General features: G+C 36.3%; 22 protein-coding genes. 4 read left to right on the forward strand and 18 right to left on the reverse strand.

The window, feature by feature from the left end:
• Nucleotides 1-3: 3 nt before the first annotated feature.
• The 13 genes from PIECOFPK_RS09150 to PIECOFPK_RS09210 all read right to left on the reverse strand — a co-directional run bounded on the left by PIECOFPK_RS09150 (nucleotide 4) and on the right by PIECOFPK_RS09210 (nucleotide 12151).
• Nucleotides 4-387, reverse strand: a complete 384-nt coding sequence (locus PIECOFPK_RS09150; RefSeq protein ID WP_409965669.1) for a hypothetical protein — start codon at nucleotides 385-387, stop codon at nucleotides 4-6.
• Between the two features lie 209 nt (nucleotides 388-596).
• Complete coding sequence (locus tag PIECOFPK_RS09155) at nucleotides 597-1823, reverse strand: M48 family metallopeptidase (RefSeq protein ID WP_330975445.1); 1227 nt, start codon at nucleotides 1821-1823, stop codon at nucleotides 597-599.
• A 2-nt stretch (nucleotides 1824-1825) separates the two neighbouring features.
• Nucleotides 1826-2791 (reverse strand): YjgN family protein, encoded by a 966-nt coding sequence (locus PIECOFPK_RS09160; protein WP_409965670.1) that lies wholly within the window; start codon nucleotides 2789-2791, stop codon nucleotides 1826-1828.
• Between the two features lie 198 nt (nucleotides 2792-2989).
• Nucleotides 2990-3520, reverse strand: a complete 531-nt coding sequence (locus tag PIECOFPK_RS09165) for an O-acetyl-ADP-ribose deacetylase (RefSeq protein WP_330975443.1) — start codon at nucleotides 3518-3520, stop codon at nucleotides 2990-2992.
• Between the two features lie 618 nt (nucleotides 3521-4138).
• Complete coding sequence (locus tag PIECOFPK_RS09170) at nucleotides 4139-4777, reverse strand: Tudor-knot domain-containing protein (protein WP_330975442.1); 639 nt, start codon at nucleotides 4775-4777, stop codon at nucleotides 4139-4141.
• Between the two features lie 212 nt (nucleotides 4778-4989).
• Nucleotides 4990-5472, reverse strand: coding sequence for a VOC family protein (locus PIECOFPK_RS09175; RefSeq protein ID WP_330975441.1), 483 nt, complete (start codon nucleotides 5470-5472; stop codon nucleotides 4990-4992).
• An 884-nt stretch (nucleotides 5473-6356) separates the two neighbouring features.
• On the reverse strand, nucleotides 6357-6842 hold the full coding sequence (locus tag PIECOFPK_RS09180) for a DUF420 domain-containing protein (RefSeq protein ID WP_330975440.1): 486 nt from the start codon (nucleotides 6840-6842) through the stop codon (nucleotides 6357-6359).
• A gap of 128 nt (nucleotides 6843-6970) precedes the next feature.
• The gene (locus tag PIECOFPK_RS09185) at nucleotides 6971-7690 is read right to left on the reverse strand and encodes a YqjF family protein (RefSeq protein ID WP_409965671.1); all 720 of its coding nucleotides are present in this window, start codon (nucleotides 7688-7690) and stop codon (nucleotides 6971-6973) included.
• A gap of 1067 nt (nucleotides 7691-8757) precedes the next feature.
• Nucleotides 8758-9375 carry a DUF2306 domain-containing protein gene (locus tag PIECOFPK_RS09190; protein WP_409965672.1) on the reverse strand — a complete coding sequence of 206 codons (618 nt, stop codon included), beginning with the start codon at nucleotides 9373-9375 and terminating at the stop codon, nucleotides 8758-8760.
• A gap of 108 nt (nucleotides 9376-9483) precedes the next feature.
• On the reverse strand, nucleotides 9484-9897 hold the full coding sequence (locus PIECOFPK_RS09195; protein WP_330975436.1) for a hypothetical protein: 414 nt from the start codon (nucleotides 9895-9897) through the stop codon (nucleotides 9484-9486).
• A 56-nt stretch (nucleotides 9898-9953) separates the two neighbouring features.
• A complete protein-coding gene (locus PIECOFPK_RS09200) occupies nucleotides 9954-10274 on the reverse strand; it encodes a hypothetical protein (protein WP_330975435.1) in 321 nt (106 codons plus the stop codon).
• A 945-nt stretch (nucleotides 10275-11219) separates the two neighbouring features.
• A complete protein-coding gene (locus PIECOFPK_RS09205; protein WP_409965673.1) occupies nucleotides 11220-11414 on the reverse strand; it encodes a hypothetical protein in 195 nt (64 codons plus the stop codon).
• A gap of 167 nt (nucleotides 11415-11581) precedes the next feature.
• Nucleotides 11582-12151 carry a YdeI/OmpD-associated family protein gene (locus PIECOFPK_RS09210; RefSeq protein ID WP_409965674.1) on the reverse strand — a complete coding sequence of 190 codons (570 nt, stop codon included), beginning with the start codon at nucleotides 12149-12151 and terminating at the stop codon, nucleotides 11582-11584.
• Nucleotides 12152-13016: 865 nt separating this feature from the next.
• Here PIECOFPK_RS09210 and catB point away from each other — a divergent pair.
• Nucleotides 13017-13646 (forward strand): type B chloramphenicol O-acetyltransferase, encoded by a 630-nt coding sequence (gene catB / locus PIECOFPK_RS09215; RefSeq protein ID WP_409965675.1) that lies wholly within the window; start codon nucleotides 13017-13019, stop codon nucleotides 13644-13646.
• 51 nt (nucleotides 13647-13697) lie between these two features.
• Here the strand turns inward: catB and PIECOFPK_RS09220 are convergent, their stop codons facing one another.
• The 3 genes from PIECOFPK_RS09220 to PIECOFPK_RS09230 all read right to left on the reverse strand — a co-directional run bounded on the left by PIECOFPK_RS09220 (nucleotide 13698) and on the right by PIECOFPK_RS09230 (nucleotide 15446).
• Complete coding sequence (locus PIECOFPK_RS09220; protein WP_330975431.1) at nucleotides 13698-14057, reverse strand: cupin domain-containing protein; 360 nt, start codon at nucleotides 14055-14057, stop codon at nucleotides 13698-13700.
• A gap of 45 nt (nucleotides 14058-14102) precedes the next feature.
• Nucleotides 14103-14669 (reverse strand): dihydrofolate reductase family protein, encoded by a 567-nt coding sequence (locus PIECOFPK_RS09225; RefSeq protein ID WP_409965676.1) that lies wholly within the window; start codon nucleotides 14667-14669, stop codon nucleotides 14103-14105.
• Between the two features lie 198 nt (nucleotides 14670-14867).
• Nucleotides 14868-15446 carry a hypothetical protein gene (locus tag PIECOFPK_RS09230; protein WP_409965677.1) on the reverse strand — a complete coding sequence of 193 codons (579 nt, stop codon included), beginning with the start codon at nucleotides 15444-15446 and terminating at the stop codon, nucleotides 14868-14870.
• 362 nt (nucleotides 15447-15808) lie between these two features.
• On the opposite strand from PIECOFPK_RS09230, the gene PIECOFPK_RS09235 reads away from it, so the two are divergent.
• Nucleotides 15809-16666, forward strand: a complete 858-nt coding sequence (locus tag PIECOFPK_RS09235; RefSeq protein ID WP_409965678.1) for a sigma-70 family RNA polymerase sigma factor — start codon at nucleotides 15809-15811, stop codon at nucleotides 16664-16666.
• A gap of 147 nt (nucleotides 16667-16813) precedes the next feature.
• Nucleotides 16814-17389: a carboxymuconolactone decarboxylase family protein gene (locus PIECOFPK_RS09240; RefSeq protein ID WP_409965679.1), complete on the forward strand. Its 576-nt coding sequence runs from the start codon at nucleotides 16814-16816 to the stop codon at nucleotides 17387-17389.
• A gap of 76 nt (nucleotides 17390-17465) precedes the next feature.
• Here PIECOFPK_RS09240 and PIECOFPK_RS09245 read toward each other — a convergent pair whose 3' ends face one another.
• A complete protein-coding gene (locus PIECOFPK_RS09245) occupies nucleotides 17466-17825 on the reverse strand; it encodes a winged helix-turn-helix transcriptional regulator (protein WP_409965680.1) in 360 nt (119 codons plus the stop codon).
• 156 nt (nucleotides 17826-17981) lie between these two features.
• Between PIECOFPK_RS09245 and PIECOFPK_RS09250 the strand changes: the two genes are divergently transcribed.
• Entirely contained in the window at nucleotides 17982-18830 is an 849-nt protein-coding gene (locus PIECOFPK_RS09250) for an alpha/beta hydrolase fold domain-containing protein (RefSeq protein WP_409965681.1), read from the forward strand.
• 82 nt (nucleotides 18831-18912) lie between these two features.
• Here the strand turns inward: PIECOFPK_RS09250 and PIECOFPK_RS09255 are convergent, their stop codons facing one another.
• Nucleotides 18913-19320: a RidA family protein gene (locus tag PIECOFPK_RS09255; protein WP_409965682.1), complete on the reverse strand. Its 408-nt coding sequence runs from the start codon at nucleotides 19318-19320 to the stop codon at nucleotides 18913-18915.
• Nucleotides 19321-19341: the final 21 nt, after the last annotated feature.

The following is a 19341-nucleotide window of genomic DNA, read 5'->3' on the forward strand; positions in this document are numbered from 1 at the left end:
ATATCAGAACTGCTTATGGATTTTGCTTTTTGCTGAAGGCTGTACCTCGCTGTAATTTTTGAAATCCACATTGAACTCCTCATCTGTATTAGTACTTTTAAAGGTGGTTACAGTAAGGATAAGATGCGCTCTCTCTTGTTCAAGCTCGCAAATTTCTGTTATGCTGGGTTTAGTATATTTGTATACTTTATGAATCATTCCAGCATCATTATTCCTTCCTACCAAAACATATTTTCTACGTTTAAATACTTGATTACAATTGGCTAATATTTTTTTGATGACACGCTGTTGTCTTTTGCTATCATCATTTTCTACTTCTAATGTTTTAGTAGAAAATGTTACGGGAGTTTTCTCGGAGATCGGCGGTAACGGATCTGTTTCGTACACTGTTACGGATACACCTTTATTTTTTTATACTTAGTGAAAATATTATTGATTGGAGACTGTGCATGACAGCAACTTGTAAGTAAAATTGCTAAGGCTAGCAATAGTAATTTCATGCGATAGATTATTTAGAATTCCGGAACGTAGTAATGATGGTGATAATGTGTATGATTTTCTGTCTGGTTAACATATTAATAGAAATGTTTATAGGGCTATATCCTTGTCCACGGTATCTTATTACTAAGATAAGAAAAATTAAGATGGAAAGTAGCACGGATAAGAATTTTTGTTTTAATGGACATATTGTATATCGATTTATAATTTGTAGTACTAATTTGTAGTGACGCATTTTTGTCATGGGGCGAGTTTAGTTTTTTTATTTTTTCAAAAAGATCATTGAGACGTATAGGAGTATTCGTGTGATAAGGTGATTTTGAAATAATTTGTTGCATATGTATTTTTCGTTCTTTGGTTAACGGATGGGTGCTGAGTATTTCGGGTAATTGAAATTCGTTTTCTTTTTCCAGCTCCTCAAACAAACGAATCATGCCATTGGGATTTATATGATTATCCATTAAAATTTTTAATCCCAGTTCATCTGCTTCTTGTTCAAACTTACGCGAGTAGGAGAGCGTGTGTAGCTGATGGAAATTCTCGGCCATAACAGCCATGATGCCGTTTACATCGTTAAACAATAATGAAATAATCATATAACCTGCCAGATTACGACACAGCATTTTGGTGGAATGTCGCTGGTTCACGTGTGAGGCTTCGTGTCCTAGCAGTGCAGCTAATTCTTCAGCGTTTTTCATTTTATCAATGATGGCACTATATACCACTATTTGTCCGTTAGGTAGTGCAAACGCATTTACCTGTTTGGATTTCACTACTGTAAAATGTAGAGGTTTTTTATTCTTTAAATCTAGTTCTGCGGCAAAGGCTTGTAGATAGGATGTTTTTGTAGAATCTATTTTGCGATCTCCTACAAAACTATCCATGAAAAGTTCTCCAATTTTATTGTCGAAACTATCGGGAAGTAGCGTTGCGGCTTTTTCAGCAATAGTTGGTAAAATATAGATATAGGCAATTGCGATTAGTAGAAATAATCCAATGGCTATGGCTGTGATTTTACTAAATCCTAGACGCAACAAACGTGTATGGATGTCTGCACGCTTGTATTGTTTCATTGTATTATAAAACTGCTGTGCAAAGCGCTTGTCTTCTATTTTTAATACCGCAGCCGGATATTTTTTATTTCGAATTTCCATTATAGGACCATAGTCGTTAGATTCTAGATCTTGTAAAAGCCAGATAGCTACGCTTCCGTTTGAAGTACGAATATGGAGTTCGCCCATGAACTCATTTATAATAACAGAGGCTGCCTGGGATGCGGCTATGAGTCCATTGAAATATTTTGCAGCTTGAGTGGTATTGTTCATGGTTAAGCAATATCTATCTCAAAGAAATCCAGAAGATCTTCTCCAAATGCGTCGTTGTATTCATCTTCTGTTTGATATACTTCTTCTAAGTTAATGTTACCTTCCATTTTAATATTGTTCCAGATAAATCGGAGGGTACGCATTTCTGCCCAAGCTGTACCTAAACCTAAAGTAAAGATGACTAACAATAAATTTCCTACCATAAGGTTAAAAAATGCTCTACCCGTAGCTGTGGAGTAACATTGTATTTTTTGTTCGCCCTTGATCATGCGCATGCGGTTGATGTAATAATTAAACAGGTCGCGTTGCCACCAAAAAATATAAATGCCCAGTGTAAGCAGACTGAGAATATAGCCTTTAAGGTTTAATACGAGAAATTCCCCGCCATCTCCGTCATTGGAAAATGCTACATCGCCGTAACGGATATTACTGTGTGTGTATCTGCGGATATTCATCGCCATCCATGCCCCATAGATACCAAATGTCAATACGGTGAAAAGCAGCCAACGGAAAAAATATCCCACAAAGAGATGTCGGTCGCCGCGATAACCAAAGCGAATACCTCTGTAGGTGGTTCTACTGAGTCGGTATCGGAATGCACCATGAATGGCAAAGGGAATAATACTTAAGATTGCCAGATAGAAGAACAAAATACCAGCCAAGGTATTGACCATTTTCATTAGCAGCAAGAAAATGGAAATTACGGCGATATAAAAAATGAAGATTTTGATAAAGCCGCGAAACATTTCCTTGCCTGTGCCCGAGAAATGAAATCGTTCCTCATTCAGGGCCGTTTGCCCATAAATGTATTGCAATTTCTTAGCTCTGGCCCAGGGATAATAAATGCCCAAAGTAACCAGCGTCAACAGCCAGTTTACGATCATAATGCTAAAATACTCAGAACCTTTTCCGAAAAATTCTAACTGGTAGTTCTGGTTAGTTTGATTGATGGGATTTTCTGAAGTCATAATATTACAAATCAGAATTTAAAGCAGGTTTTGGTATTTTTCCGTATATGCATTTTAAGCTTATTAATAGCAATTTTATATTGCAAACTAAAAGCACAGGCCATATACAGGTCATGCAAAATTGTATGTGAATATACTAAAGTAAAAGAAATGTGAAAAAAAGTAGAGTGGATTTTTATAAAGCATTTTGCTCCATATTCATGAAGCTGTGATTTCCGACATTGCAGCCTGTAATAGCCGATAATTTTCTTCATCGAAGCAAACTAGTATCACTTTGTGTATTTGCTTATCATTATTCAGAAAGTTTATAATAGCTGTAACCGCTATTACTGCAGCTTTATCCTTTGGGAAACGATATACTCCGGTACTGATAGATGGAAAGGCCACCGTTTTACATTGATGTGCTACCGCTAGCTTTAGTGAGTTGATATAACAATTTCTGAGCAAAGTGGCTTCATCGTTATCGCCTCCATGCCAAACAGGGCCGACAGTATGGATTACATATTTTGCCGGTAATTTACCGGCAGTGGTAATAACGGCCTCCCCGGTTTTACAGCCACCTTGGCGGGCGACAATTTTCCGACATTCTTCTAGAATTGCAGATCCTCCGGCTCTATGTATGGCTCCATCTACACCACCGCCACCCATTAATGAGCTATTGGCTGCATTTACTATAGCGTCTACATTGCATTGGGTGATATCTCCCATTATTATTTGTATTCTAGTCATGGTAATTTTGGAGGTTATGGGATTGATTTCAATATATACATTGTAATTATAACCGAAAATTAATAAATATTATGGGCTGATAGTTATTTGCGGATTTAAGTTGCTCTTTTGTGTATGTTGGATTATGGTGGAGATAGGATATTAGGTTGAGCATCATTATTTAAAATAGCAAGGAGCACTATATTACCTTATCCACTTTCTATAGGAGAGGAAGAACTTATCTCGATAATAGATATATCGACATGTCTTCATTGATTTGAGGGATTATTATAGCTCTCTTTACAAGATACTACATCCAATAGGTATTGTTGGAGAAGCCAATAGAACATTTGTTGGCTAACGATTTTAGTACTGCCGTTCGGATAAAATCTTCCACAAGCAATAGCCAAATGCTTGCTACGAACTATAAGAAACGCATGCATTTGATAGAATTAGCGAATATCCAACAAAGCTCCCGAACTATTTTTATTGGGATGAAGAATCTCAAGTTATTGCTTATGAAGAGGACTTGTTGGGTGTGTATCGCATCTTTAAAAAGCTAACAGACCAAAGGTGTAGGGCAGGCCTGCTAGCTTTTTTAGTTTGGATAAGGGCAATACAACTATTTTCCCATGTATGCTACTTTTTATCCTTAGCTTTAATACGGGAGGGTTTCACCCATTCGTCCCAGGTACTTCCCCAGCCGATATAGTGAATTTTATATTGACCATCTTTGTAGTCCAAAATTTTGGCATTATACCAGCTGCCTGACCATTCTACCAGCACTTCCTGGCCAGTTTTGAAAGCAGTAGGTACAGCCTTTGGCTTTTCTTTTGTGGGTACAGGTTTCTTGATTTCTGAGGGAGCTGTAGCTTTACCGTTAAGACGAGTTCCGGTTGCTATGTGGCCTCCTACTTCTCCGGCTAAAAAAATCAGTTGGTCTGTATCTTTTTTATACCAGAAATCATAGGTGTTTTTTCGTGCATCTGAGATGCGATAATAGGTAACGCCTTCCTGTGCATACCATGGGCTAACGATTTTAATGTTGTCCGAATACTCTCCCCAAGTATATTTACCATTATTATAAATGGTTAGGGTATTCATGGCGGCACCGTGCTGATATATCATATTGGTACGATTGTCATTGGTAACTACATAAGTTACCGCACCTGGGATCCAAACATCCCATTTACCCAGAATCTCCGAGGCTATTTTTTGTGCATACAAATAATAATGGCCCATCAGCCAAAGCAGTGTCAATAAAAATTTTGGTTTCATGATCTGAGTAGGTTAAATGTTTAAAAATTAATTCCAGGCTAAAATAACGATTTATTATATGACCTATTTTGGGGAAAATAGAAAAAGTTTTGTGGCCTTTATTGAAAGCGACAAAACTTTATCCAATAAGGGAGCGAATAAATGGGTGGAAAGACTGGGTAGGTATATAGAGCTTTTAACTTTTATTCCTAGTAAGTTTCAAAATGCGAAGCTTATGATTGTTTAAGCTCTGACAGAATGATTTTTTTCTGGCGCATGGTGTTTTTCATGACTTTGGCTCTTACGGATGGACCTTCGCTACTTATCAGCTCGTAATATTCGACAGGTACCACTTGCCAAGAGAGTCCGTATTTGTCTTTACACCATCCGCATTGGCCTTCTGCACCACCGTTGGAGGTGAGCGCTTCCCAGTAGTAGTCTACTTCTGCCTGATCTTTACAGTTGATTACAAAAGAGATGGATTCATTGAATTTAAAAAACGGGCCGGCTGCCAATATCTGAAATTCCATTTCTGCTATTTGAATGATGGCTATTTCAAAAGTTTCTTGCCCACTGATAGCTACAGCTTCTGGAGTGTTTTCGTAATGGTGGTATTCTTTTAACTTGCCATCTTGGAAAATCGATAGATAATAGTCGGCTACCGCTTTGGCATCTTTTTCTACCCAAAGACAGGGGGTGATTTTTTGTGTATTCATAGTTGTGATGTGGGTTTTGTAAGCTAAGGTATCTTTTTTTTGATTTGCTTTAGAATTTTGGTTTGAGTTATTGTAGCTCAAAATAAAGGGAGCAGCAAGCAATAGGAGAAGGAGGTTTTTCATAATTTTTATTTTTTGAGTGGAGCAATAAGGAGTCCAGTTCGTGTAACACCATGGTGAAGCCCTTTTTGAAGCTCATTTCAATCATTTGGTTCGGGAGATTTATTATACATATATGCACCAGCGTAATGTTACTTTGGTCAATAAAGTGTTCAGCATTTCAGGTTTTGTCCAATCCTGCTAACCCAGATCCGGTACTGCAGCAAAACTGCACTCGATGCTTACCGTGCGTGTTTCTTTGTTGGCGATGAAGTCAAAAATAGATTACGTGATCATAGTTTTTTGTTTTTCATGGTTTGCAGAACGTCGTCAAGCTGGCTGAATCGAGGTTCCCATAGTTTTCGGAATTGTGCCAGCCCCTTGTCGAATTCTTTCATTTTTCTATTTCGAGCGAATAATAGATTTCTCTTCCTTTATATTAACGTTTGATCAGTTGGCATTCGGTAAGAATACGCAAAGGCTTAGACACTGCCTGTCGTGTTATTTTAAAGTTCGTCGCAATTGCATTCGGTGTCATTGCGTGTAACGCCATAAGTGTAATAATAGCTCATGGTGTTGGATCTGCAGTTGTCTGAAAAATATCTCGTTGCATAATTAAAATATGAAACCCATCGGTTGCAAATACACGCGTAACTATTTAGTTGCGCAATTTTTTTATTTTCTCAAGATAAGAGGGGAATATCTATTGAGCAGGATCATAGGAGCGTTATCCGCTCATTCCTGGAATGGCGGATACATCGCGTCCAGTGCTGTGGCAATATCGATTATAACAAGAAGCCGTAGATATAAAGAATGAGACCTGTAATGCAGGTTAATGCCATGTCCCACATTCCTATTTTACCCCACAAGCGATGCGTTTTACTGAATTTGCCGGGGCGAGGATTTTTGCCAAACTTAATTAATGAAGCGATAATTAGTACTGTCCAAATGATGGATGTGGTAATAGATAGGAAAGTGTGAAAATATATAGTGAAGTTTAGAAAAAATGTTCCTTCATAAGAAGACCCTTTCACCATTTCAAAAATGCCGCCATTTTGCTGCATATCGTATTCAAACAACAATACTACAAAAAACAGAATGACGAACATAATTAACTGAATGTTCTTATGCAGCTTATAGTTGCGCTCTACCTTTACTTTTTTGAACGAATACCATAGCAAGGGGAGGATGATAAACATGGATATTACTACTATGTCCATTAAAATGTCACAACGGGCACCTAAAAAGCTTGGAGGGAAAGATATCTTCATATGACAGTTTTGTTAAGTTGCTAAGTAGTTTATATGAAAAATCTATAGCAATATAAGATACTAATTGGCAATATCCATCATCTCTGCCTTGCAAATTTCTCAAAAGTAGTTTTTTACACGAACCCCACTTATATTTTTACTTTATCCCAAATTAGCACTTGAACACCGTTGGAGTAGTGTGTTAAATCTGCAGGATAATTCAATAGTAGTTCTCCGATGGGGTAATGAATGTCCAAACGAGTTACGGTAACCTCCTTTAGTTCCCATTCTCTGTGATGCACGTCATAGCGATACAATGTATCCTGTGATTTCAGATATAAGCAGTATCTTTCCGTCAGCCAGATATCTAGCTCTGACTTTTGCTGGATTGTTTCGCCAACGGTATAGGCTACATCTAGCCAGAATCCTTTTTTGGAATTTTTGGAGTAATATGTGGTGCCTTCTCGTTTTATATTGGCTTTTTCATAGGGTAATTTGGATAACTTTCGGGTAAGGATAGCTGAAAGATATTTTCCGGCTTCAATATTAAGAAAGTAAACTCCTTTTTTATTTCCGACCTCCATATAAGTTCTAACATTGATTTCTTGAAAATTAGAAATCCAGCTCAGTGAGGGCTGTAATCGCGGTCTTAATCGTTCCATTGTAAACGGAATTATGGATATATAGGCCTTACCGTTGAAAGTATCAATATCCAAGCCCTTAGGTACCAATTTTTTGAGTAGCTCGTATGGTACCTCATAATGTAGTAACAAAGCCCGATTCCACTCCTGATAGTACCACCAGGGTCTTTCCGGATATTCGTAGGGGCGATGTGCTGTGGATTTCAGAATTTCGGAAATATTACTCATGGCTACTATGGATTGAGGTAATCAGGAATATTGCTTTGAGGGCTATTGTAAAGCTACTGATTATTTATAATACTTGTAAAGTAATGTTATAACCCCTTAGTATCCTATACGGTGTTGCTATTTATGACACCGTCGCTCTTTACGAACGTAATGCAGTCGTACCAATCCGGTACAACGGAGATCTGGTTAGATCTTCGGGGTAGAATATAGTTATTCCTATGGCAGGGGCTCTGTTCTGGTAATTACATATACGTCATCTGTACTATTATCATATTGAACAAAGTCTACTTCTTTAAGTAGGTAATCATAGGCTTTTCTTTCCACATGGGTAGTATCGATATTTTCGATGAACGAATTAGATCCGTAATCTTCATCTATTTTTCAAAATATACAAAAGTAGGTGCATAAAGATGAGATTTACTGTACCATCTGCCGGCTGATAATGGCTTAGTTTGTATTTTGTATTGAGGAGGAATCTTATCCTTATGCGACGATAAGAGTAAATACGCAGCAGAGATTTATGGAAGCAGATGAGGCAATAATGGATATCTGCTCTCTAAAAATTATTTATTACCTAATATATCTGAATATCGCTTTATTCTTGTAATAAACTTATACACTTCAAATAGGTAAGCAAAGAATTTTGTGTATTGATAATCTACTATGATTGGGTTACATTAACTTTTTAGTAAATAAAAAATTAAAATATATTAGGGGGTAGGTTAATAGTCGTGGCTTCAAATTGTTCGATGTTAGGATTGCATCGAATTAAACACTGATATAATGTACAGTGTGTGTTTGCTCTTTTTACACGGCGGGTGACTTATATTGCCCCAATTCACAGAATCCTCAAATACTCTCGTACTAACAATATTTTCTTATTAATTATAGAGCATTTACCATACTAAAATGCTTTACTATGTATTGAACCGGCATATGTCTATGAAATAAGTAATCGGCAGCAATGAAATTCATTACTTTTTTATGCATATAGCTGAAGTGTACACATATTCCTCACCCTTATTTATAACTTGCTAAGTATTTTTAGCACTATCAGTATAATGACTTTAAGCATTATACGGTTTTAATGTTTTCACAATAAAATATGCTGCTATAATATTAGGAACCCAACACAGCCACGCTACAATTCTATAAGCAAATAGATAATCCCCGAGAGTTATCATGAGCAGGGGCAACCATATTCTCAATGTTACTGCGGCAAAACAAGCAGCATAGCTATAAATCATCAACTTACGATGTTGTTCAATTTTTCCGTTTCTAATTTCTAGATAGGCTAGTAAGGTAGTTGCAACCCAAACTATTCCCAGGCTAATAAATCCTAGGGATGCAATAAAGCCTCCGGTAGCAGTAAAACCAATTCCAATACCGGCAAGACCACTTAAGAAAACAGATATGGCATAGATTTTTCCAATAAGTCGGTGCAGAGAGGGCTTCCGATGGAGCAGTCTTTTGTTGAATTGCATCCAGCCTACCAGCAAAGAAATTCCTCCAAAAATGATATGCGTATAGAAGCCAATATTCCAATAAATATTTGTCAATAGTTCGTTAGTCTTTGTACTTAAAAGACCTATATTTCTTACTTGCAGAAAAAAATAAATACTTGGATAAAGGCCAATAATAATAGCAAGTAGAGCAAAGATCGCTTTGGATATTCTTTGTGTCATCTTGTACTAGTTAAAAAGCCATTATAAGTTCGTGAATAGTTTTGATTTTAGAATTGTTTTATATTGGATGCAAATTTAGATATTGTTTTAATTGCGAAATGCATGGATTTAGAAAGTTAATGGGGGAAGATCTACACCTTTTGTCCATACAATATATTTTAGTAGTCCTAGTAAGCCTCTTAATTTTTCATCACTAATTTTTGATTTATCGAATTCAAAAATCAGATTCTCTTCTTTAGTTGATTTATAGGAATTTACAGGATTGGTTTCGGCTTCTCCTTTAAAGATGATTTCATTGTCTTCAAGATTAATGCCTTTTAGTTTTTTATATGCGATACGTCTTCGGAATTGCAGTTTTTGGTCACCTTCGTATCGAAAAAAGAATAATTCAAATCCAAAATCATCGACTTTAAAGTTGATGTCGTTGGAGTTCTTTTTAATGTTCTTCATTAGAATTTCAATAATCTTCGCTATTTCGCGTTCAGAAGAAGTGTAGGTAGGGCGTTTAGAATTTTCAATCATAGTACCGTCAAAGAGATACTCATATTTATAAAATTGATCCGGTGGCTGTTTGTTAGCTATTCGATATTTAGTACAGGATGACCTGCCAGTGCCAATTGATGTAATTTCTCTGCCACTGCTTTTATTTGCTCAATTTTTGATTGTTCTGAACGAGGAATTTTTAAGGAGATGAAGTCAGTAGTGCTTTCTCGCCTGGAATATGGTTTATCATCACTATCCCGTTGTTCTATGTATTTATATAGTTTAGTTTTAAAATAAACAAAAATCGTAATCAAATTCGATTCGGCTTCGTATGTTTTTATATCCCAGAATTTAGCCCAGTCAATATCCTCTATTTTTGTAATTATGAGACCTGTGTTATCCTTAATGAGTTCCACAAATTAAGGTAAGGACATCCTCTGAGATATCAATCTTGGAGATACTGTCATTCTGAGCCCACGAAGAAAATTGTATTCCGAATAATAATATGACGATTTGAAGAAACTGTTTCATAAGCAATAAGGTTTATCAGACAGGCTACATTTTCCCGGGGGCTATCCTTGGAAAATGAAAAACTTGCTGTACCATTTTAGTCTTGGTTTTATAAAAACTTACCAGCACTATATTCGGCATATAATGCTATATTGTTGAGCAAATTTATATAAGTTCAAGTTTATACCAAATGTTGTAACACTAATCTATATTTAAGCCAACGGATTTTTATAGATCGATGCACTCGGTTGCAAATTGCACAGGGAAGATATTATTAAGAACATCTGCTGCTGGAGGCCAAGCACAATACTTAATTGTGTAGTTATTGATTCTTTTTAGTGAAAGATTTATTACACCCCAATATCAGAGACTGGCCTGTAGTATGCTTATCGGAGTCTATATTATTGATTTGCTTATAAACAAATATGTATATTTATTAATAAATGCGGGTTGGTTGTAATTTGCAATTAGTTTTGTATTATAAATACATAAAAATGAGTTTATTAAGATGGGTAGCTGGATTTGGCTGTCAGGTAAAATAGTATTCCAAACAGTCAAGCCAATTTGTAAATGAGCTCTTCAATTTCTGCGTGGCGGGCGTTTGCATAATTTATATTTAACCTATTCGTATGAGCCCACATTTCTCTAATACTTTTGCGAGCCTATATTATCATATGCTACACGGCCGAAGATAGGTCGCGTCGGTCAAGTAGAAGAAATATTTGCAGGGCTTGAGTGGCAATGCAACGTCCCAAGAACCTTTTGTCAATCCAATAAGTAATTTCAGCCTGTTCTTCCATGATAAACCTAGAAATGCTGCCTACTATCGTATCGCTAAGCCAAATGGTATGCTAGTTGATAGAAGAGGCGTTAAGTAATTTTGTATGCTTGGCCAAATAAGCGTTTTTGTCTGATGGATTGTCGGGGATAAATGCTGCTATGTAACCTCCGTCTTTGTCGAGTGGTATCTGAAACAGTGCATCTAGTTTGGTAATACGGGTGGGGGATAGTTGTATGGTATACGCACTTTTTGTCATTTTCAACATTCATGTAGGTTTAGTGCTTCAATTGGCAATACATTATTTTATAATTATTATAGCATTACTTAGAACTATCAATGAGTTGGAATTGCTATAGAGTCAAAGAGTTTTAGCGTATCCTTTGTTATATTGATGGGATAAGCTTTGTATTGCATGGTTAGGAAAATGCTGGGTTAATAATATTTTTCTATTCCTCCAACTCCTGGGATAAGCTTGTTTGCTCTTGTTTTGCTAATGAAGTTATTTAATCTTTTTTCAAACTCTGCAGGCCTATTTCTAGCGCTGTCAATATAAGCGATTCTGATCCTCTTATACGATTCTGATAAATTTTGATAATTTTTCCAGACAATTTTATCAGCCTTTATTCTGTCAATAATGTCTTTAGGAAAACGAAAGGGTTCTGCTACGATCTTCTGTACTTCATCTATCAGTTTGGGATGTATCATTTTATGTTCGAGCAACCATTTTAGTCTCTCCTTGTTGGCTTGCGAATAGGAACTTTTAGGGTTTCGAGGAGTAAAGCGTTGTATTTTATGTTCTCTGTCTAATGATTTTACAGTACTGTCGATCCAGCCAAAGCAAAGAGCTTCTTCCACAGCATCATTATATGGTATGGCTTTTTTATGGGAAGCCTTCAGCGGAAATACAAGCCAAATTTCTTTAGCCGTTTCAAAGTTTTTTGTTAGCCATTTTCGCCACTCTTTCCGACTTGCAAAATATTTTGTTGCTTGCGGTGCTTCCATTTTTGAGAAAGTTCTTAATACTGTTGGCTAGCTAAAATAATATTACCATATAAAGTTATAAAAAAATAGTAGCTGTAGTAGCTTCTTTTCTAAAGAAGCCATTTAGGCATATCTGTTATGAGTTACACCAATTTTCAAATAGTTCTTGAAGTAACGGTAATAACACATAAGAAAGTAGTGCTATCAATATTCTCGTTAATATCAAAGTGCGTAATAGTAGACAAAGCTTACCCAATGGTTCTCCGAAAAGCCATAGCATCAAAGTAAGACTTGGATAAATAGCTATGCAGGTCATTAATGCTTTTTTGTATTGTACTTTCTTACGCATTTTATAAACCGTCTAGTATATTCATAAGTGACGGAAGGTTAAAATCTGTTTCGTTCGGATACGATTGTCCATTATAGACAATTTTTTGTAGATGACTTTGTCTTATCACTTTGACGATTCCTCCAATCTGTCACATAACAGTATTTGTAAATTAAGATTGAAGCATTATTGTATTTTCAAAATGCAGTCATTAAAAGTTGAAAGATTTTTTAATATAAATAAAAGCCGGCATAACCGATCTTATTGACGGCTACTTTAAGCTTATAGCTGAATGGTGCGTTGAATATGGATTTGTTTCAGAAATGTTTTATCATTCGAATACAATCGCATAAAAATGATGATTGCGGAATACCGATCTTGATTAATATGAGGTACGTATAATTAAAGGAATCGTATATCTTGTATTAATTCTTTTGCTACTTTTGCACCATGGAACTCGCAGATTAGACTATTTACTTTACACAATTAACGCAGAAGGATAGTTTAGGATTATTCTTCGGATTTCTATTGTCTCATTATTAAAGTAAATATCTAATCATGGAAAATTTCTTCGAAAGCCCTTTTAAAGGGAAGATTATTAAAGATCACATTGCGAATCCCAATATTATTGCAGGTAAATATTCTTATTACTCCGCTTATTATCATGGCCATTCATTTGATGATTGTGCTCGCTATCTATTCCCAGATAGAGATGATGTTGATAAATTGATTATCGGCTCTTTTTGTTCCATAGGTAGCGGAGCAAGTTTTATCATGGCGGGGAACCAAGGGCATCGTTATGATTGGATATCTAGCTTCCCTTTTTTCTATATGCCCGAGGTAGCTACTTTTAGTAAAAGCCGGGATGCATTTCAAAAAGCGAGTGATACTATTGTTGGAAATGATGTGTGGATTGGCAGTGAAGCCATAATCATGCCGGGAGTTCGGATAGGTGACGGTGCAGTAATTGGTAGCCGGGCGCTGGTAACAAAGGATGTAGAGCCTTATGCCATTGTAGGAGGTAATCCTGCCAAGCTAATCAGGAAGCGATTTTGTGATGAGGATATCGAAAAGCTCCTAGAGATGCAGTGGTGGAATTGGGACGAAAAGCTGCTTGCTGAAGCGATGCCCCTTCTTTGCTCGGGTGATGTAGGGCAATTATATGAGTTTTTTCAGAAGATGAAATAATAAAAGAAGGCTCTGGATTCCGGAGCCTTCGTACTTAATGCATTTTATCATTTATAGTTTGTCCAACTGGTATTGGGTGAGCTCATTGGTTACATCGCCGGTATTAAGCGTAGTTGCTGGTTCAAACAGCATTACTAGTACTTCGTTTTCTGCAATAGGTCTATGTTCCGTGCCTTTAGGTACGATTATAAATTCATCTTTATTTAATGTTACTGTCTTATCTCGAAATTCGATTTTTAATATGCCATCTACTACCAAAAACATCTCATCCTCATTATCGTGCTTATGCCATACAAATTCGCCTTTGAATTTGGCGAGTTTTACGTATTGTCCGTTAAGTTCACCAACAATCTTAGGCGACCAGTGGTCAGTAAAGAGTGCAAATTTCTCCGATAAGTTTACTTTATCCATCGTCGAAGTATTTATAGTCTAATATCAAATTGCTTCCCCAATATGCTATTGAATTACATCCCTTATAGGTTCATAGTACAATCCTACTACGCCGCAACGGTATGTGCGGGTATTGATAAGGCGTAAGTTTTTTCGATTATTAATTTCTTTGAATAGCGGGATGCCTCCACCTATTACTACCGGATTGACAGTGATTCTCATTTCATCAATTAAATCGTGATTAAGAAAGGTGGATATCAGTCCTGCTCCCCCAAATAACCAGATATCTTTTTCGGAGCTTTCTTTTATTTTTCTCACTTCATTTACGATGTTGTCTTGTATCAGCGTATAATTTCCGGTAAGAGGGAGAGTTTGCCTTGAAAATACATATTTTCTTTTGGTGTGTATTTGGGCGTAAAAGTCTTTTTCAAACTGACTTGCGTCATCTGCTGGAACATAATTACCATAGGCTTCATAACTAACCCTACCGTAAAGAACCGTGTCTATTTCATCGGCAAATCGGTATAGCGTCTCTGCTAGTTCATCGTCGAAAACAATCCAGTCTATTTCTTTATTATTGCCTTCTATAAAACCATCAAGGGACACGGTAAGATCTAAAATAATTTTTTTCACAAGATTGGTTTTAGAATTAATTATAAACTATATTATTACTTATTGTTTGCTTGGGGTATCATTGATAGAAACGATATAGAGACATTACATACTTTATTGCATCAATAATAATGAAAATGTTAGCTTGCTGCAAATTAGAAAAGCGATCTAAAAAGAATGAGATTTTTTGAATAAAATTTTATAAACCTGTATTAAATATTATTTTTTGAGGATTATCAATCTTCCAGCTAACCAAAGAAGCAAGAGTGTTTCAAATACCAATGTATAAGGAATCACTGTAAGGTTTTTGATAAATAGTAATACAGGCCATTCTGATGCTTGAGGGTTCAGAATGCCTTTGTCTTTTAGAAATGAGATGAGTGACGTTTTATATATGATTACATCAATGCAATAATTGAGTAGCCATGCGATAATTGAAAATCCAATCAGGCTTAATATTATAGCTTTCCAATACATTTTTACATGCTGACGAAAAACAGTTCCAAATTGCGCTCTCTTCTCTTTGTCGGTAAGAAAGTGTTTTATTCGTAGCACCCCTTTTTTAATATCAGCGAGTCCCAGAATGTATAGCAATAATAATACTCTAGCACCTTCTACGATAATCTCTAATAAAATATTAGTTAAGGAATGAATATCGCCGAATCCTTTTAATTGAATATAACGTCCCAAGCCGGCTATAAAGGCCAAGCCAATTATTACCCTAAAATGTCGTAGCGAAAAGAAAAATGTATGTTTTAAGAACAACTGTGTTTGTGAAAAACTTGCTGCAAGCATCATTGTCATAGGTTTGGGGCAATGAAATATTGAGAATTACTAGTATTGAATTAAAGCCCTAAGTTCGGAAATTATGATAAATTTTGCTCTAATAATCATTTCTTAAAAACTGATTTGCAATTTTATTGTTACTAATGGTAATATTACAAGAGTAGATAGCACTTTCAGCTCTCATGGAACATCGCGAAGTACTATATTATTCTAATGTTCGATGTAACCAAGGGGGGTGAATATAAGGATGGGATAGAGCGTACTAATGGGCTATAGTATTGGGTATATGCTCTATTTATATTTTATGATTATGAAAGGCTTTTGGATTTTGATAAGCGTATTTTCTTATTGCTCAAAACAAAGAATAGAATTTGATGAATTTCGACAAGCTCATATTTTCAGTTGCCTATAATATGACCGGCGACTACAATACTACTCGAGATGTTGTTCAGGATATCAATCTTAAACTTTTGGAGAATTCCATTCCTGAGTATGTGACTGATAAGAGGAATTATATTATTCGAGCGACAATTAATCATTGTCTAAATCTGAAGAAACGGGAGCAGCGATTACATTATAAGGGATTATGGCTTCCTGAGCCCTTTGTAGCGATGTCGGAAAGTGAGACTACTGGAACGCATTTTGAAAATCAGAACCTACTGTCTTATGAGCTAGCTTTTTTAATGGAACAGCTATCGGCAACGGAGCGTGCTGTATTTGTTTTGAAAGAAGCATTTGATTTTAGTCACAAAGAAATTGCAGAGGCTATAAACATTTCGGTGGACAACTCTCGTCAATTGTACAGTAGGGCGAAAAGAAAGATGACCAATCTCAAGCATAAACCGGCTTCCAACTTAAGAGCACTGAGCACAGCAAGGAATTTTGTCTCGCTCATTAATCAAGGCGATGTAGAGGGTTTGATTACATTGTTTAACGATGAAATATCCTTGCTTGGCGATGGTGGTGGTAAAGTACCTGCATTAGGAAAGCCTCTTATGGGAAAGGAAAAAATTGCTCAGTTTTTTATCAAACTTATTCGCAGTGCAAAATCTCCTGTCAGTTTTTCTTTTACGGAAGTATTATCGCAACCTGCCATAGTCATTTGCCTAAACGGGGAACTAACTTGTATACAAATTCTATCGATACATAAAGATAAAATCTCAAAGGTTTTTGCTGTATTGAATCCGGATAAGCTTAACCTATTTCGAGCCTCACTTTCTAGTTTACCATAAGTTAGAAAAGTAACATTATAATTATACATAGAGGTGGAACTTTCACTAGTAGTTCAGTATCGGAGTATTTAAGACTTTTTGTAAGAATTCTTGTCACAAAATCTCGTATACGATTGTCTTAGGGGTGTAAATTTAAAATACAGAAATATGGACAACGTACAAACATTTTTACCCCCCCCCATTGAAAGTCCGAAAGGATTTATGATGAAGCTAGTTTATTTCCTAACAAAGAAACAGTTTGGAAAGGTGCTCACCCCCGTAAAGGTGTTCGCTGCTAGGATGCCTGTTGCGTTTGGCAAGTTTGGTGCCAAAATATATGAGCTGGATAAGAAATTAATAATTCCCAAAGAACTTGTCTTCCTTATTCGGCATCAAGTAGCACGAATAAACGTTTGCGAATTCTGCATGGATATCGGAAGATATAAAGCCTTGAAAGAGCTTATGCCCGAAGAGAAGTTTAATGCTATACATGAGTATCAGTCAAGTTCCTATTTTTCGGATGCTGAAAGAGCTGCACTGGATTATGCAACAGAGCTCACAAAAGATAAAAAAATAAATCCGGAAACATTCTCACGACTAAAGAAATACTTTACGGAAAGAGAAATATGCGAAATTGTTTATCTGATAGCCACAGAGCATATTCCCAATCTTACTAATATTGGCCTGAATATTCATTCAGATATGTTTTGCGATATTAGTAAAAGATATATCGCAAAGTATTAAGAGGCGCTACTCCTAGGTTGATACTTTTAACCGATTATTACGATACTCAGTTACTCAAATGGGATTGGCAATACCTCTAATTGCACTGCTTTTTTAAGCGCTTCTTTTTAGGTTTCAAATGCATCTCTTGATGGTATAGGCCCCATTTCTCTAGTTCAGCAATCATCGGTTTTATCGATTTCCCTATATCAGTAAGAAAGTATTCAACGGTAGGAGGGATGGTAGGGTATACTTTTCTTCCAACCAGACCATCAGCCTCTAAACTTCGTAGCTGAGTGGTAAGCATCTTAGGGGTAATGCCTGCTACCAATCTTTCCAGTTCTTTAAATCGAACAGTACCATTTGACACTAGCGCATAAATGATTGGTAGCTTCCATTTGCCACCTAATATATTTACAGAATGCTCTACAGGACAAATTTTTTCAGTTTTTTTCATGATATAACTAAGTGAATATCAACAATACTATATTTAAGTATACTAGTATACTTTGTATATACTACTTGCAAAAGTATACTGTCAAATCTATTTTTGCAAACAAAAGTTATGAAACACACAATTTTTAGTTTATTAATTCTTTTAACACATATCACAATGAACACACCATCCGTTGCACAGGAGATTATGGACAGAATCAAGACTGAGCGGACTTCCTTTGAAGCACTTGGAAAGATTTATCCGGTAGAGAAGTCTGTTAAGATAGATAAAACACAAATTGCTGGGGTAAACTGTTACTGGTTTATACCTGAAAAACTTAGCTCAGAAAATATAATTGTCTATCTGCATGGAGGAGGGTTTTCTTTGGGTAGTATCGAGTCGCACAGGGCTTTAGTGAGCTTATTGTCGAATACTACCGGGCATAGAATTCTTTTTATTGAGTATTCTCTGGCGCCAGAGCATCCCTATCCTGCAGCCATCAATGAGGTTGTAGCTGTATATAAAATGTTGGTTGCATCCCATAAAGGAGTCAAACTTATTTTTATGGGAGACAGTGCTGGCGGAACTTTGGCAGTAACAGCTATTAATGCGCTGGTCAAGGAAGGTTTCAGAATCCCAGATGCTGCCATTTTAATTTCTGCACTTATAAACTTTAAATGCAATAACAACTCTTATCAAACAAGACAAGAGTTGGATCCGATTCTTACTAAGGCGTATATTCTGGATTGTATCCGCAATTATCTTCAAGAGAATGGTGATGCGGAGGCCAATCCCAGTGAGATTGTATTCAAAAGTTTTCCTCCCTTGCTGGCTCTAGTGGGTACAAATGAAATATTGTACGATGATTCTAAAAACTTTCATGAATATATCAGCACCATTCAGCCTCATTCGGAATTTAAAGCTTATCAGGATCAAACCCACGTATGGCTCCTCACCAATAAAGATAGTGTTCAGGCTAAAGAATCGCTTAAAGACATTACAGCCTTTCTTGAAAGTATTCAATAAGCAAAAAAGAGAAATAGGCGGGTACAGTGCTGAAGATTTTGCATTACCCGCTATTTCAACCTTACAATCATATCTGCGAGTGTTATCTTTCCCATTCTGCTGCATCATCCGCTACAGCTATCGCTTCAATTTCGATGAGCGCCTCGGATGAAAATAGTGAGGATACTTCGCAAATGGTATCGGCAGGATAGGGTTTTGTGAAGTATTTTTCTCTCAACTTAACAATCTTATTAAAATTACTCATATCGCGTAAGAGGATGGTTACTTTTACTACATTTTTGAGACTGGAACCTCCGGCTTTCAGTACCTTTTCAAGGTTTTCAAAAGCTTTTTGTGCCTGTACGTCAAAATCCCCGATACCAATTAATTGTCCGTTATCATCAATAGCTGTCTGACCTGAAATAAATAATAAATCACCGACACGATAGCCCTGTGCCAGATTAAATGGAGCATAGGTGTCAGGAGTAATTTTAATTTGTGATATTTTCATTGTAAGCTAATTTTAAGGTTA

It is taken from the genome of Chitinophagaceae bacterium C216 (assembly GCA_028485475.2).
Taxonomy (GTDB): Bacteria; Bacteroidota; Bacteroidia; order Chitinophagales; family Chitinophagaceae; genus Niabella; species Niabella composti.

What these genes read in the sequence shown, in the direction of transcription:
- PIECOFPK_RS09155 (WP_330975445.1), bottom strand. Translation starts at nt 1,823, where the DNA reads ATGAACAATACCACTCAAGCTGCAAAATATTTCAATGGACTCATAGCC.
- PIECOFPK_RS09160 (WP_409965670.1), bottom strand. Translation starts at nt 2,791, where the DNA reads ATGACTTCAGAAAATCCCATCAATCAAACTAACCAGAACTACCAGTTA.
- PIECOFPK_RS09165 (WP_330975443.1), bottom strand. Translation starts at nt 3,520, where the DNA reads ATGACTAGAATACAAATAATAATGGGAGATATCACCCAATGCAATGTA.
- PIECOFPK_RS09170 (WP_330975442.1), bottom strand. Translation starts at nt 4,777, where the DNA reads ATGAAACCAAAATTTTTATTGACACTGCTTTGGCTGATGGGCCATTAT.
- PIECOFPK_RS09175 (WP_330975441.1), bottom strand. Translation starts at nt 5,472, where the DNA reads ATGAATACACAAAAAATCACCCCCTGTCTTTGGGTAGAAAAAGATGCC.
- PIECOFPK_RS09180 (WP_330975440.1), bottom strand. Translation starts at nt 6,842, where the DNA reads ATGAAGATATCTTTCCCTCCAAGCTTTTTAGGTGCCCGTTGTGACATT.
- PIECOFPK_RS09185 (WP_409965671.1), bottom strand. Translation starts at nt 7,690, where the DNA reads ATGAGTAATATTTCCGAAATTCTGAAATCCACAGCACATCGCCCCTAC.
- PIECOFPK_RS09190 (WP_409965672.1), bottom strand. Translation starts at nt 9,375, where the DNA reads ATGACACAAAGAATATCCAAAGCGATCTTTGCTCTACTTGCTATTATT.
- PIECOFPK_RS09195 (WP_330975436.1), bottom strand. Translation starts at nt 9,897, where the DNA reads ATGATTGAAAATTCTAAACGCCCTACCTACACTTCTTCTGAACGCGAA.
- PIECOFPK_RS09205 (WP_409965673.1), bottom strand. Translation starts at nt 11,414, where the DNA reads ATGTTGAAAATGACAAAAAGTGCGTATACCATACAACTATCCCCCACC.
- PIECOFPK_RS09210 (WP_409965674.1), bottom strand. Translation starts at nt 12,151, where the DNA reads ATGGAAGCACCGCAAGCAACAAAATATTTTGCAAGTCGGAAAGAGTGG.
- catB (WP_409965675.1), top strand. Translation starts at nt 13,017, where the DNA reads ATGGAAAATTTCTTCGAAAGCCCTTTTAAAGGGAAGATTATTAAAGAT.
- PIECOFPK_RS09220 (WP_330975431.1), bottom strand. Translation starts at nt 14,057, where the DNA reads ATGGATAAAGTAAACTTATCGGAGAAATTTGCACTCTTTACTGACCAC.
- PIECOFPK_RS09230 (WP_409965677.1), bottom strand. Translation starts at nt 15,446, where the DNA reads ATGATGCTTGCAGCAAGTTTTTCACAAACACAGTTGTTCTTAAAACAT.
- PIECOFPK_RS09235 (WP_409965678.1), top strand. Translation starts at nt 15,809, where the DNA reads ATGAATTTCGACAAGCTCATATTTTCAGTTGCCTATAATATGACCGGC.
- PIECOFPK_RS09240 (WP_409965679.1), top strand. Translation starts at nt 16,814, where the DNA reads ATGGACAACGTACAAACATTTTTACCCCCCCCCATTGAAAGTCCGAAA.
- PIECOFPK_RS09245 (WP_409965680.1), bottom strand. Translation starts at nt 17,825, where the DNA reads ATGAAAAAAACTGAAAAAATTTGTCCTGTAGAGCATTCTGTAAATATA.
- PIECOFPK_RS09250 (WP_409965681.1), top strand. Translation starts at nt 17,982, where the DNA reads ATGAACACACCATCCGTTGCACAGGAGATTATGGACAGAATCAAGACT.
- PIECOFPK_RS09255 (WP_409965682.1), bottom strand. Translation starts at nt 19,320, where the DNA reads ATGAAAATATCACAAATTAAAATTACTCCTGACACCTATGCTCCATTT.